12 protein-coding genes and 1 pseudogene are annotated in these 13,284 nt (G+C 66.3%); 8 read left to right on the top strand and 5 right to left on the bottom strand.

The features are described 5' to 3' along the window. Positions 1-7: 7 nt before the first annotated feature. Complete coding sequence (gene fes / locus CH292_RS17285) at positions 8-1,237, bottom strand: enterochelin esterase (protein WP_256978197.1); 1,230 nt, start codon at positions 1,235-1,237, stop codon at positions 8-10. Between the two features lie 38 nt (positions 1,238-1,275). Between fes and fepB the strand changes: the two genes are divergently transcribed. Then, complete coding sequence (fepB, locus tag CH292_RS17290; RefSeq protein WP_094655311.1) at positions 1,276-2,286, top strand: Fe2+-enterobactin ABC transporter substrate-binding protein; 1,011 nt, start codon at positions 1,276-1,278, stop codon at positions 2,284-2,286. 30 nt (positions 2,287-2,316) lie between these two features. On the opposite strand, the gene CH292_RS17295 is transcribed toward fepB, so the two are convergent. Continuing rightward, positions 2,317-2,823: a 2-oxo-4-hydroxy-4-carboxy-5-ureidoimidazoline decarboxylase gene (locus CH292_RS17295; RefSeq protein WP_019663043.1), complete on the bottom strand. Its 507-nt coding sequence runs from the start codon at positions 2,821-2,823 to the stop codon at positions 2,317-2,319. A gap of 269 nt (positions 2,824-3,092) precedes the next feature. On the opposite strand from CH292_RS17295, the gene CH292_RS17300 reads away from it, so the two are divergent. From CH292_RS17300 to CH292_RS17310, 3 genes are read left to right on the top strand one after another with little or no spacing between them, the layout of a single operon-like run. Further along, on the top strand, positions 3,093-3,920 hold the full coding sequence (locus CH292_RS17300; protein WP_019663044.1) for a crotonase/enoyl-CoA hydratase family protein: 828 nt from the start codon (positions 3,093-3,095) through the stop codon (positions 3,918-3,920). Position 3,921: 1 nt separating this feature from the next. Further along, the gene (locus CH292_RS17305; protein WP_230594322.1) at positions 3,922-4,395 is read left to right on the top strand and encodes a MarR family winged helix-turn-helix transcriptional regulator; all 474 of its coding nucleotides are present in this window, start codon (positions 3,922-3,924) and stop codon (positions 4,393-4,395) included. A 59-nt stretch (positions 4,396-4,454) separates the two neighbouring features. Beyond that, positions 4,455-5,531: a diguanylate cyclase gene (locus tag CH292_RS17310; protein ID WP_094627825.1), complete on the top strand. Its 1,077-nt coding sequence runs from the start codon at positions 4,455-4,457 to the stop codon at positions 5,529-5,531. A gap of 90 nt (positions 5,532-5,621) precedes the next feature. On the opposite strand, the gene CH292_RS17315 is transcribed toward CH292_RS17310, so the two are convergent. Beyond that, a complete protein-coding gene (locus tag CH292_RS17315) occupies positions 5,622-6,071 on the bottom strand; it encodes a PAS domain-containing protein (protein ID WP_019663047.1) in 450 nt (149 codons plus the stop codon). A gap of 80 nt (positions 6,072-6,151) precedes the next feature. Then, positions 6,152-6,643, bottom strand: coding sequence for an inorganic diphosphatase (locus CH292_RS17320; RefSeq protein WP_026347416.1), 492 nt, complete (start codon positions 6,641-6,643; stop codon positions 6,152-6,154). A 178-nt stretch (positions 6,644-6,821) separates the two neighbouring features. On the opposite strand from CH292_RS17320, the gene dacB reads away from it, so the two are divergent. From dacB to hpt, 4 genes are read left to right on the top strand one after another with little or no spacing between them, the layout of a single operon-like run. Then, a complete protein-coding gene (gene dacB, locus CH292_RS17325; protein WP_020110923.1) occupies positions 6,822-8,231 on the top strand; it encodes a D-alanyl-D-alanine carboxypeptidase/D-alanyl-D-alanine-endopeptidase in 1,410 nt (469 codons plus the stop codon). 53 nt (positions 8,232-8,284) lie between these two features. Continuing rightward, positions 8,285-9,307: a zinc-dependent metalloprotease gene (locus tag CH292_RS17330; RefSeq protein ID WP_249277332.1), complete on the top strand. Its 1,023-nt coding sequence runs from the start codon at positions 8,285-8,287 to the stop codon at positions 9,305-9,307. Further along, a complete protein-coding gene (tilS, locus tag CH292_RS17335) occupies positions 9,283-10,296 on the top strand; it encodes a tRNA lysidine(34) synthetase TilS (protein ID WP_037183068.1) in 1,014 nt (337 codons plus the stop codon). Before CH292_RS17330 ends, tilS begins: the two co-directional genes overlap by 25 nt. Before the next feature lie 34 nt (positions 10,297-10,330). After that, a complete protein-coding gene (hpt, locus tag CH292_RS17340) occupies positions 10,331-10,882 on the top strand; it encodes a hypoxanthine phosphoribosyltransferase (RefSeq protein ID WP_019663052.1) in 552 nt (183 codons plus the stop codon). On the opposite strand, the pseudogene CH292_RS17345 reads toward hpt, so the two are convergent. Then, positions 10,873-13,073: pseudogene (locus CH292_RS17345) on the bottom strand (serine/threonine-protein kinase). The gene hpt and the pseudogene CH292_RS17345 overlap by 10 nt on opposite strands. Positions 13,074-13,284 lie beyond the last annotated feature (211 nt).

Consider the following 13,284-nt stretch of genomic DNA (forward strand, 5'->3'; position numbering starts at 1 on the left):
TAGAGCTTCAACCCAGGAGTCGAATCAACGATTCGACCAATTCGCCTCTCCAGCACAGCCATTCGTGACCGCCGTCGAACTCGGAGTATCGAACGTCGATGCCCCGAGTTCGCAGCATGTCCGCAATGCGCTCGTTGTTCGCCGGCATGTGCCCTTCGTGAATCCCCACCGTCATGTCCACGCGGAACGGCGAAACCGCCTGATCGGCAATCATGTCCGCGATGCGCCCACCCAGTGGGCCCTGCACGTCGCCGTGCGGCATCTGCGGCCACCAGAAGGAGCCCGACTGGCTCGCCACCAGCGCGAACCGGTCCGGCCGGGTCAGTGCGGCGAACATTCCTGCCAGGCCGCCGTAGCTCTGCCCGGCGACAACAGTCCGCGTCGGATCGTCGGTGAACGGTGTGATGTCGGCCACCAGCGGCAGCAGCTCGTCGGTGATCGCTCGCCAGAAATCGGCGTTGCAGGGGAGTTCCCTACCCCGTGTGTCGTTGTCGATCGTGTGAACGAACACCAGGACAGCCGCGGGGAACTCGCCCGCCTCGGTGGCCAGGTCCAGAACCGGCGCGAGCGGATTGTCCTCCACCCAGCGCTCGCCGTCGAGAACGATCACCAGGGGGCGTCGTGCATCGACGTCGCCCGGGGTCCGGTGCACCCAGACGCGTCGGCTGTTGCCGAGAACAGTGCTGTCCCAGACAAGTTCGTGCGGATCCTCGCCGGTCTTGTCCACCTGGTGCCACCAGCGTTGGACGGGCGCGTCCGGCATCTCGGCCAATGACGCCCGGTCCGTGCCCGACGCCGAGGACCGTCGTGGATTGAACTCGTCGGCCACCGCATGATCGAGAAGCCCGAGGAACCTCGATCGGACCCCCGCTACCGTGTCGGCTATCCCGGGCGGATCCACCTGCGCAACCAACTCCGCCGATGCGGGCACGAACCGGTAACTGCCGCGCCACGTCGATGCGACCTCGGTGGACCAGAACCAGATGCCTGTGTCGTCCAGTCGACGCATCGTCGTCAACTGCGCACTGTGATGGTCGGTCAACGAGCTCGCGTCGAAATACACGCGCGCCGGATCCGCGCCGCTGGAATGCCTGTACAGAAAGCTGACCTGCACGCGACCGTCGGCCACGGCCGCGATTCGCGGAGTTCCCGCGCGCGAGACGCGTTTCCAGAACTCGGGCTCGGATCCGGCCTCCGCGAGCTGGGAGCGCACTGTCGTTTCCACATCAACTACCATCAGGCAAGCCTAACCTCAGATCGAAAGGTTCATTCCTCGTGCCCACCAGCCGTACCTTCACCCGCGCCGCGGCGGTACTGATCGCGTCGACGGTCGCCCTCGTCGGTTGCAGTTCGTCCGCCGACGACGCGGCCGAGAACTCCGAGACAACAGCAGTAGCGTCCTCCGACGGATCCTGGCCCCGAACGGTCGAGACCGAACAGGGGCCGGTGGAGATTCCGGCGCAGCCGGAGAGAATTCTGTCCACGGCGGTCACCCTCACCGGCACTCTGCTGGCGATCGATGCTCCCGTGGTCGCGAGCGGGGCGACATCGCCGAACACCGACGTCGCCGACGGCCAGGGATTCTTCACGCAGTGGGGTGACATCGCGGCCGAACGCGCCGTGGAACCGCTTCCCGCGACGGACATCGACGTCGAGCAGGTGATCGGTCAGAACCCGGACCTGATCGTCGTCTCCAAGACCGGTGCGGACTCGGCGATCGACCTGTACGACCAGTTGAGTGCAGTCGCGCCGACCATCGTCGTGGACTACGGCAACAACTCGTGGCAGGACGTCACCGAACTTCTCGGCGAAGCGACCGGCCACGAGGCGCAAGCGCAGGAGAAGATCGCGACGTTCGAGGATCTGGTGGCGTCTGCGAAGGCGGAGATGGCCTTGCCGCCGCAGCCGACCACGGCGTTGGTCTACAACGGCGCCGAGGGGTCCAACGTGTGGACGGAAGAATCCGCGCAGGGAAGTCTGTTGACCGAGCTGGGATTCACTCTCGCCGACATCCCCTCGGCCGCACTGGGTGACACGTCGATGGGTGCGCGCAAGGACATCGTCCAGATCTCGCCCGAGAACTACTCGCTCGCCTTGGCCGGGCAGACAGTCGTTCTCGTGACGGCCGACGACACCGACGTGGCCGAGTACCGAGCCGACCCCCTGCTCGCACAGACTCCTGCCGTGCAGCAACAGCACGTCTACGCCGTCGGACTGGACACGTTCCGGCTCGACTATTACAGCGCAACCAACTTCGTCGAGCGCCTGCAGGAAGAACTGTCCTGACGAGTGGCCGCCGTGCTGATCGTCCGAACGTCAGTACGGCGGCCAACCGTCCTCGGGGCCGAGTACGCGCTCGATGCGCGTGCGGTTGATTTTCGCCAGCTCGTCCCGCATGACCTTGCGTTCGGTCTCGTCGGAATTGTCGAGGCGATGCCCCAGGTCGACGAGCACGGCGCGGGGGTCGAGACGGAAGGAATCGTCACCGAGCATCGTCGAGCACACGATGTAGCCGTAACCGAACCTTTCGATGTACATGCGGCACGCGTCGATGAACACACTCTGCGTCGCCGGATCCATCCCAGCGCACGTACGTCCGACAGGCCGGAGCGTCGACGCCAGGTAGTCCACGTCTGCGTCGGACAGCTCCGCAAGTTCTGCATCCGCCCGCGCGAACAACTCGGAGTACGACCCGTACGGCCGCGCGTCGGCGACTCGTGATGCCCACGTGTGCGAACAGCTGCACTCGTACAGCGCGTGCACCGCTTTGCGACGCGGCAGATCGTTGAACGTCTCGAGCCCGAGTCCCTGGTGCATCATCATGAAGAAATCATGAGCCGCCGAGGATGCGAACTCCAGGCCTGAGCAGGGTCTTAGCCCAGGCGTAACGCGGCGTAACACGGTGCTGCACTTCCAGCCCTCCCGACCCGAGCCCCTGCGCCGTTCGGAACGGTGCGGGGTCGTCGGTGTCGTTTCGTTCGTGGGGTGTGGGTCAGCATGTGCAGGGCGAGTGGAGGACGAGCAAACTGCTGTTGCTGCGACCTACGCCGACAGCCGAGGTGGGCTGCCCCAGGCTTGTTACTCTCGGGTTCATGACGGAACGGAACTGGAACGCATTCTCGGTCGAGATTTCCGACCATATCGCGTCGGTGACGCTGCTCGGGCCGGGTAAGGGCAACGCGATGGGCCCCGATTTCTGGAGCGAGTGCCCGCGGTTGTTCGCCGAGCTGGACGCCGACGACGAGGTGCGCGCGGTTCTGCTCACCGGATCCGGCAAGAACTTCACGTACGGCCTCGATCTGGCTGCCATGGGCGGGGAGTTCGCGCCGCTGATGGCGGACAAGGCGCTCGCGGGTCCGCGCACCACCTTCCACGACACCATCAAGCGCATGCAGCTGGCCTCGAACGCCGTCGCCGACTGCCGCAAGCCCGTCGTCGCGGCGGTGCACGGCTGGTGCATCGGCGGTGGCCTCGACCTGATCAGCGCCGCCGACATTCGCTACGCCAGTGCCGATGCCAAGTTCAGTGTTCGTGAGGTGAAGGTCGCGATCGTCGCGGACATGGGTTCGCTTGCACGTCTACCCGCGATCATCGGCGACGGACATCTGCGTGAGCTCGCGCTCACCGGCAAGGACATCGACGCCGCTCGTGCGGAGAAGATCGGTCTCGTGAACGACGTCTTCGAGGATCAGGACGCGTTGCTCGCAGGCGCTCGGGCGACCGCGGCGGAGATCGCCGCCAACCCTCCGCTCGTCGTACACGGGATCAAGACGGTCCTCGACCATTCGCGGTCCGCCGCCGTCGACGACAGTCTCCGCTACGTTGCGGCCTGGAACGCAGCGTTCCTGGCGTCGAACGACCTCACCGAGGCCATCACCTCCGTGTTCGAGAAACGGCCGGCGAACTTCAGTGGCAGCTGACATGAGCGGTACCGCCGACATCGACACCGCCGAGGAGCTGGGCACTCAGCTCGTCCGACTGCAGCGCATTCGCGAGCGCAAGTTGGCTCAGATGTCCGTCGAGTCCGGTGGCGTGGAAGGCGCAGCGTTCGTCTGCCTCTTCCGGCTGCTGCGCGACGGGCCGATGCGATCGAGTGAGCTTGCGACTCTGGTGAACTCGGACCCGTCGACCGTGAGTCGGCAGGTTGCGCAGCTGGTGGAGCACGGCCACGTACAGCGAGTGCGTGACGAGAAGGACGGCCGTGCGTACGTTCTCGCGGTCACCGAGACCGGCCGCAGCGTCGCCGACCGGATGCACCGCAAGCGCACCGACAGCCTCGGGCTGGTACTGGCCGATTGGACTCAGGAGGATCGAGTTGCGCTCGTCGACCTGCTGGACCGGTTCCTGACCGACTACGAGCGAGTCAGGCCCGACGCGCCCTCCGGCCGCGACTGAACGAGTCGATCGCTCGGAGACATCGAATCCCGGGCACGCTGACCACAAGGGAGGACGCGGTGCTGGACGGCACACGACGGTGGTTCCCGCGTACCTTCCGTCCGCACTCAGGCTCCGCCCCGGCGGATCGACTCGAGCGCAGGGTCGGTCTCGGTATCGCGGTTCTCGTTCCCGTGTTCGCCGTCATCGGCGCCGTGGTGATGCTCTCGGACGAAGGCCCGTCGTCGGATCTCCGGCGCATTCTGTGTGGTGCCGTGCTGCTCTCGACTCTCCCGGTCGGGGGGTGGTGGTGGGTGCACGGCCGCGAAGTCGTGCGCATGCCGGGATGGTTCGTCCTCTACGCCGACGTGGGCGTGGCCACCGTTCTGTTCACGTTCGCCGAGCGTGGGCTAGCGCTGTACGCGACCGTGTTGTTCGCCGTGATCGGCATCTACATCGCGTACTTCTCGTCCACCACGGTTCTACGGCTGCATTCTCTCTTCGTCAGCGCGGTGATCGTGGTCCTGGCCGTCGGCACCTACATCGAGGGAGTGCACGACGCCGCGTCCGTCGTGGCCCAGGCGCTCGTCGCCCTGGTCGTGGTCAACTCCGTGATCGTGTTCCGAGCCGTCATCAAAGCTCAGTTGGAACTCGCGGTCACCGACTCGCTCACCGGGTTGCTGAATCGACGCGGATTCGAAGTTCGGATCGAACGACTGCTCACCGAGTCCGGCGACGGGGACGACGTCGCAGTGTTCGTCGTCGATCTCGATCGGTTCAAGTCCGTCAACGACAGTCGCGGCCACGCAGCGGGAGACCGGGTGCTGAGGTCGACGGCGCACCGTCTCGAAGCCGTCGTGCCCGACGAGTCCTGCGTCGCCCGCACCGGTGGTGAAGAGTTCACGGCTGCGGTACGAGTGACCAGGTCGCAGGCGCCCGAAGTCGCGGGCATGATCCTCGAATCTCTGCACGAGCCCGCCGACGAAGTGTCGATCACGGGAAGCGTCGGAGCCGCCGTCGTGTCCGTCGATCGGTGGAAGAGCCTGCAGCCACAGGATGCGTCGGCGATGATCCATTCAGCCCTGCTGAAGGCCGACGCCGCCATGTACGAGGCGAAACGGTCGGGCGGCAATCAGGTGCGTGTGTTCGACAAGTGAACAGCCCATATCAAGCAAACAGCCCATATCAAGCAAACAGCCCACGTCCCGCGGGCCCCTGTCGAGGCATGCGGAACGTGGGCCGAGCCGTCAGCGCAGTGCGCTCTTCGGGTCGTTCCAGAGCTGATCGGTGAAATCTTCGAGTGCGACGAGCACCAGGTTGTCCTCCGCACGCCGAAGGATCGACTTGCTGGCCCGGACCTGAACAACGTCACCGGTCTTGTCGGTCATGCGCCACAGTGAGTCGGCGCGGGTGGCGACGGTCGTCAGGAACATGTCCGCGACGTTGACGCCCTCGGGCGCCTGGTCGGGGAAGATGTCGTGCAGGTGGAAGTCCGCGGGCTCGGACCGGTCGGTGCCGAAGAGCTCGTCGAACGCCTCGTTGGCGAACACGATCGCGCCACTGGGGTCGACGGCCAGAATCGGCACCGGGATCCGGTCGAGAACGACCGTGACGGGAAGATCGGGAAACTGTGCCGGATCGGAAATGGCTCTCGATTCCGAATTACGACGCTCGCCTGTCGTGTTGCTGTCGGTCATGTTTCTCCCCACCTGATGCTTTCCCTGGTTTACGTTGCTCGAAGTTCTCTCTTCACCCCACGATGGCCGAGCATCGTGTGTCAGTGCTCCGGATTGTCCGCCAAACGTTTGAACGATGCAGCGATTTCCGCTTCTGCCTCGGCGCGCCCCACCCAGTCGGCTGCGGTGACGTGCTTGTTCGGCTCGAGGTCCTTGTAGTGAACGAAGAAGTGCTTGATGGCGTCCAGCTCGAACGTCGACACGTCGGACAGGTCCTGGATGTGATCCCAGCGCTTGTCGCCTGCGGGAACGCACAGCACCTTGTCGTCGCCGCCCGCCTCGTCGACCATCTTGAACATCGCAACCGGGCGTGCCTCGACGATGACGCCGGGGAACACCGATTCCGGGAGCAGAACGAACGCGTCCAACGGATCGCCGTCCTCGCCGAGGGTGCCTTCGATGAAGCCGTAGTCGGCCGGGTATGCCATCGCCGTGTAGAGGTAGCGGTCAAGCCGAACGCGACCCGACTTGTGGTCGACCTCGTACTTGTTGCGCTGACCCTTGGGGATCTCGATGGTGACGTCGAACGACACGTGCACGCCCTCGCTCTTCTTCTACGTTGGGTGCGCCCGAAGTGACGCACGATGGTGGCGGCGCAAGCGTACCGGACAGGGCGATAGTGTTGAGGGACTGTCGCCGAGCCGTTGTGAGCAGAAATGCGTCCTGGGGGACACATTTCTGCTCACATGGCGAGATTGAACTGACGGAGGAATGGTGGCGGGGTTGACCAAGCGTTCTCTCGGCCCGACGGCGGGGCGCAAGCGCCGACGGACCAGAGTCCTGCTCGTGCTGGGCGTGATCGTGGCCCTGGCCGCGGGCGGAACCGCGGTCGCCGCGATCGTTCCCGGCATCTCGGGCGACGAGTCGCAGGCCGCGTCCGCACCCGAACCGGATCCGATCCAGCTCGATCCGGCGTTCACCCCGGTCTCCGATGCTGCAGTCGCGCCCACCGCAGCAGGCGTGGCGGCCGCCCTGGCGCCGGTCGTCGGAGTGGACGCACTCGGCGCGTTCACCGGAGTCGTCGCCGACGCGGTCAGCGGCGATGTTCTGTGGTCCTCCGGCGGCGACACCCCCATGACTCCTGCGTCCACGACGAAGGTGCTGACCGCGGCCGCGGCGATGCTGTCCATGCCGTCGAACCACCGAGTGACCACGCGGGTGGTCAAGGGGCAGAACGACGGCGAGATCGTGATCGTCGCCGCGGGCGACCCGACCATCACCGCCCAGCCGAAGGGAAGCCCCGGCTTCTATCCGGGAGCGGCACGGATCGACGATCTCGTGGAGCAGATCCAGCGTTCGGGTGTGCCCGTCGACCGCATCGTCGTCGACACCTCGATCTACTCCGGCCCGACGATGGCGCAGGGATGGTTCGATCCGGACGTTGCCGCCGGTTACATCACGCCCATCGAACCGATCATGATCGACGGAGGCAGGTCGGTACCGCTCGAGGACGAGTCGCCCCGCAGTGCCCAGCCTGCCCTCGACGCCGGACGCGCGCTTGCCCGTGGGCTCGGGATCGACCAGGCGCGCGTCACGATCGGAACGGCGCAGGACGGAGCCGACCAGGTTGCCAGTGTGCAGTCGGCGCCACTGCGTGAGCGACTCGGTCAGATGATGGGCCGGTCCGACAACGTCCTCGCCGAAGCCATCGGACGCGAGATCGCGATCGAGACGAACACGTCGGCGTCGTTCACCGGGGCGGTGGACTCGATCGGGCAGGCGCTGTTCTCGGCAGGCTACGACCTCACCGGAATGACACTGCACGACGCGTCCGGCCTGTCCGTCGACGACCGCATACCCGCCCGAATCCTCGATCAGATCCTGACGTCCGCCGCCGGTACCGAGCGCGAAGAGCTTCGCCCGATGCTCGACTACCTGCCGGTCGCCGGTTCCACCGGAACCCTGTCCGACCGGTACGCGAGCGACGACCGCATCGGAGCCGGATGGGTCAGGGCGAAAACTGGCACACTGTCAGCAGCAAGCGCTCTCGCCGGATACGTCGTCGACGTCGACGGAAGGGCACTCACGTTCGCTCTGATGTCCAACGACCGACCGCCGGAGATTTCACGGCCGGCACTGGACGCAGTGGCGTCGACACTCAGGATGTGTGGTTGCCGGTGACCCGCTCGAACACGGATTCACAGCGCGAGGACGACACCCAGGCTCCCGGCGGGATCGGGGCGTCCGTCGACTGGGCGTTGGCGTCGAAGACCGGCGCCAAACTCGCCCCGAAGCCTCCGTCGACGTCCCGGTACACCGCCGATGCCATCGTCGCCGAACTCGCCGAGGCGTCCGTTCGTGCCGAGGGTCCGGTTCGTGACACCACCGGTCTGGCCGACGGCCTTGCGGTGCCGCAGGCGCAGATCGTCGACCGCGCGGGCTGGATCGAGGCCGCCGCCGCGTCGATGAAGCACCTGACCGGGGAGGCGGACACCGAACCGTCCGGCCTGCTCGGTGGCAAGCCCGCGGGATTGCAGGCGGGGGCGATGCTCGCGTTTCTGTCGAGTGCCATTCTGGGACAGTATGATCCGTTCACGGGTGAGAACGGAACACTGCTTCTCGTCGCGCCCAACATCATTGCCGTCGAACGCGCACTTCGAGTGTCGCCCAGTGACTTTCGCCTGTGGGTCTGCCTCCACGAAGTGACTCACCGCGTGCAGTTCTCGTCGGCGCCGTGGCTGGGCGAGTACATGCGCAGCAACGTGGCCCTGCTCTCCGACGGCGTCGACGAGCCGGTGAGCGAAGTCGCGTCCCGGCTCACCGCTGCGCTCAAGAACCGCAAGGGATCGGACAAGGCCGAGGACGCCGGAATCGTCGGGCTGCTCCGCGCGACGCAGCCGGCGCAGACGCGCGACGCGATCGATCGTCTACTGGTGCTCGGCACCCTCCTCGAAGGCCACGCCGACCACGTCATGGACGCAGTCGGGCCCGCGGTCGTCCCGTCCGTCGCCCAGATCCGCAGTGCGTTCGACGGTCGTCGGAGACGAAAGCAGAACCCTCTCCAGCGAGTTGTCCGGGCGCTGCTCGGCGTGGACGCGAAGATGGCGCAGTACGTGCGCGGCAAGGCCTTCGTCGACCACGTCGTCGGCGCAGTCGGGATGGAGCGGTTCAACACGATCTGGACCGACGGTGACACGTTGCCGCTGCTCCCCGAGATCGAGGACCCGGACCGGTGGATCGCGCGCGTCCTCGGCTGAGTCGGTCCGACCAGGCGCAGCCGGTGCTGCTTCCCGAGGAACCGGCGATTCTGGGCGTCCGGCATGCCGTCCGCTCGTGGTCGGCCGATCATGGCGGGGGACCCGTCGCCGTTGCCCTGTCCGGTGGCGCGGATTCGCTGGCCCTGACCGCAGCCGCAGTCGCCGAGGTACCGGATGTTCTCGCCCTCGTCGTCGATCACGGTCTGCAGCAAGGATCCGCCGACGTCGCGGCTGCGGCGGCGGCGCAGGCCGTGGCCTTCGGATGCAGTGATGCGGTGGTCCTGACGGTCGACGTCGGAAATTGCGGTGGGATGGAGGCGGCCGCCCGGCGCGCCCGGTACGACGCGTTGGGCGACGCGCGTGCAGGCAGGCCGGTTCTGGTCGCGCACACGCTCGACGATCAGGCCGAGACCGTGCTGCTCGGCCTGGGTCGGGGATCCGGTCCGCGTTCGATCGCCGGAATGCAGGCGTGGGACGACCCGTGGGGACGTCCGCTGCTGGGCGTGCGTCGATCCGTGACCCGTCAGGCGTGCCGCGAACTCGGCGTCGTCCCGTTCGAGGACCCGCACAACACCGACGCTGCGTTCACCAGGGTCCGGCTCCGGCACGAAGTCCTGCCGCTGCTCGACGACGTCCTCGGCGGCGCTGTCGCGGAGGCCCTCGGCCGGACGGCCGCGCAGATACGGGAGGACGCGCAGGTTCTCGACGACCTGGCCGCCGAGCTGCTCGACCTCGCGCGCGACGGTGACGCGGTTCTGGTGACGATGCTCACCGAGCGCCCTGCTGCGCTTCGTCGACGAGCACTGCGGCTGTGGCTGTTGGAGCGCGGCGCGAAAGGACTGTCGGACAAACAGTTACGGCTCGTCGACGATCTCGTGGGTGCGTGGCGCGGGCAAGGGGGAGTCGCAGTGAGCGGTGCGCCGACGGGTGCGAGGTTGGTGGTGGGGCGCCGACATGGCAGGCTGAACGCAGAGCTCGAATGGAACTGAATCCGACCACGAGAAACACCTGAAGGGACCCGGCGTGTACGAGGGCGACATCGAATCGATTCTCATCTCGGAAGAGCAGATCAGAGACCGCACCGCCGAGCTGGCCGAGACCATCGCGAAGCGGTACCCGGTGGATGCGCCGGAGGGTGATCTGTTGTTGGTCGGTGTGCTCAAGGGCGCCATCATGTTCATGACGGACTTCGCGCGTGCCCTCCCCATTCCGACGCAGCTGGAGTTCATGGCCGTCAGTTCGTACGGATCGTCCACGTCGTCCTCGGGCGTCGTGCGGATCCTGAAGGACCTGGACCGCGACATCAACGGCAGGCACGTGCTCATCGTCGAGGACATCATCGACTCGGGCCTCACGCTGTCCTGGCTCAAGCGCAACCTCGCGACGCGCAACCCGGCGTCCCTGTCGGTGGTGACGTTGCTGCGTAAGCCCGACGCCATCAAGGTCGACGTCGAGGTCTCCGATGTCGGCTTCGACATCCCCAACGAGTTCGTCGTCGGGTACGGCCTGGACTACAACGAGCGGTACCGGGACCTGCCGTACATCGGGACGCTCGCACCGCACGTCTACAGCTGATTCGTCGGCTTACGCGACACCACTCGACGTAGCGCACCGAGGTCGAGCTCCACCGACCGGAAGATCGCGTACGACGCCACGAAGGCGGCGATGCCCCCGATGCACACCACGCGCACGACGTCGAGGACGCCGGGGATGTCCGACGCCGGAACGAACGTGAGACCGGCGACGGCAACCAGTGGGATGGCGGCGGCGACCGTCAGGTAGCCGACGCTTCGACGGCTCAGTGCGTCGAGCAGCGCGTGATCCCTGTCGCCTGCGCTTCCGTACGGAAGAAGTGACGGGTACAGGCATCGGACGGTGAACAGCGACACCAGGAAGAACGGATAGGCCGTCGCCATCGCGCCGCAGACCACCAGTGACGCGATGAAATGGACGTACGCCTGACCCGGTACCGATCCGGCGGCGATCTGCAGGGACACCGGAAACGCAATTCCGGCACATATCCACAGTCCGAGGCACACCGCCACGACCCTGCCCGCCGCACGAAGGGTGTCTGCCCGAGCCTGCGCCAGTCGGTCGTCGGACACGTCGCGCCCGCCGCGCAGGGCGGCCGGAACCGCCAGGACATGTCGGAAGAAGTAGACGATGAGGGCGAGCCCGATCGGCCAGAACAAACCGTTGATCACCACCGTGACGGTCTCGAATCTGTCCTGCGCCACCGGGATCAGATCGCCGATGATGAGCGCCTTGTTGTGCTGGTAGTTGTAGACGGCCGCCGTCACGTTGGGGATCCCGATCGCGGCGGTCATCACCGGCACCGTGAACGGTCGAAGCCGGGCGCGAGCACTCGTCGGCGGCGGGTCGACCAGAGCACGCGCACGACGATCCAGGCACAGATCCAACTGTTGGGCCACGTCGTGACCGCCCGGCAGGCGCTGGTCTACGTCGGCGGACAGGCAGGTCAGCAGTACGCGACGCAACGTGGCCGGACAGTCCGCAGGCAGCGACGCCTGCGCGGCAGCCGTCACGCCGTCCTCACGGGCCGTCAGCAGCGCGTCGATCACCGTGCGGTCTCCGTCGACGTTCGCCGCCGCTGCGTCGTCGAACGGTTTGCTGCCGGTGAGCAACTCCCACAACACGACACCGAGGGAATACAGGTCGCTGCGGGTATCGAGTTGGTCGGCACGTCCCGGTCGCGACGGGTGACACGCCTCCAGCTGTTCCGGGGACATGTAGGACAGGGATCCGCCGAAGTAGGCGACGGGGCTGTCACCGTCGACCTGGTCGGAGAATCCGATGTTGAAATCGGCGAGTTTGGGCACGCCTTCGGCGGTGAGCAGAATGTTTGCCGGTTTGATGTCGCGGTGCAGAATTCCATGCTCGCCGGCGTAGTGCAGCGCGTCCGCGAGCCGCCGCCCAAGCCATGCGACGGTCTCCGGCCACGACAGGGTCGAAATGTGTTCGCGGATGGACGAATCCGTCGGAACAACGCTTCCTCGCGATTCGAGTGCGGCGTCGACGGTGTCCAGCAGCAGCTGACCGCTGCGCGATTCGACCGGGCAGGTACGCACCCGACTAAGAAGATCGAGAAGTGTCCCGCCTGGCAGATACTGCATGTACAGCAGACGCAGCCCTCGACCGGGAAGTATCCGTTGGTCGAAGACTCGGACGATGTAGTCGTGATCGAGCTGGGCGAGCATCTGCGGCTCGCTGCCGTGGTTCGAGGAGATCTTCACCGCGACGATTCGCTGCATCGAACGTTGCCGGGCCAGGAACACGCGGGCGAACGCGCCGCGGCCGAGGCCCATCAGCAGATCGAAATCTCGACGCGATCACCCGCGTCGAGATCCTCCAGCTCGTCCGAAGATCCGGGGTGCGTCGGCGCCGCCCCCGGTCTCGTGTCCTGGGATCTCGTGTCCTGGGATCTCGTGTCCTGCGAGATCGTCTTCTGTGGTCCCGTCGCGTCCAGGTCGGGGGACTGCATCTCGGTGTTCTCGCCGCTGCCGATGTTCAACAACCGAGCCAACGCGTCCTCGTGCGCCGGATACTCGCGGACGTACTGGGCGGGCGTCACCGAATCCCCGCTCTGGCGGCGGATGCAGAACTCCTCGTAGACCAGGTCGACCGGAAGTGATCCCACGTCGAAATCGGTCAGGATCGAGCGGAAATCAGCGCAGTACTCGGCCAGCCGCTTCGGTCGATGCGCCCGCAGCCACCGCTCCTGAAGGTCGACGGCGATCAACTGCATCAGACACCGGCGCCGGATCGACTCCGAATCGGGGAGATAATCCGCCAGGTCCGGCACCACCGACCCGCCCTCGGCCCGAGCGGTACGCCAATCCCGCCGCAACCTGCGTTCTGCGTCTCCCGGTATTAGCCGGGCAGCGGCAACCGTCCGGACGGCGTCCGCACTGGCCGGAACGTCGTTCGCGAAGGCACTGACTCCATCCGAGCCGGGC

Source organism: Rhodococcus sp. 14-2470-1a (assembly GCF_002259425.1).
Lineage (GTDB): Bacteria > Actinomycetota > Actinomycetes > Mycobacteriales > Mycobacteriaceae > Rhodococcoides > Rhodococcoides fascians_E.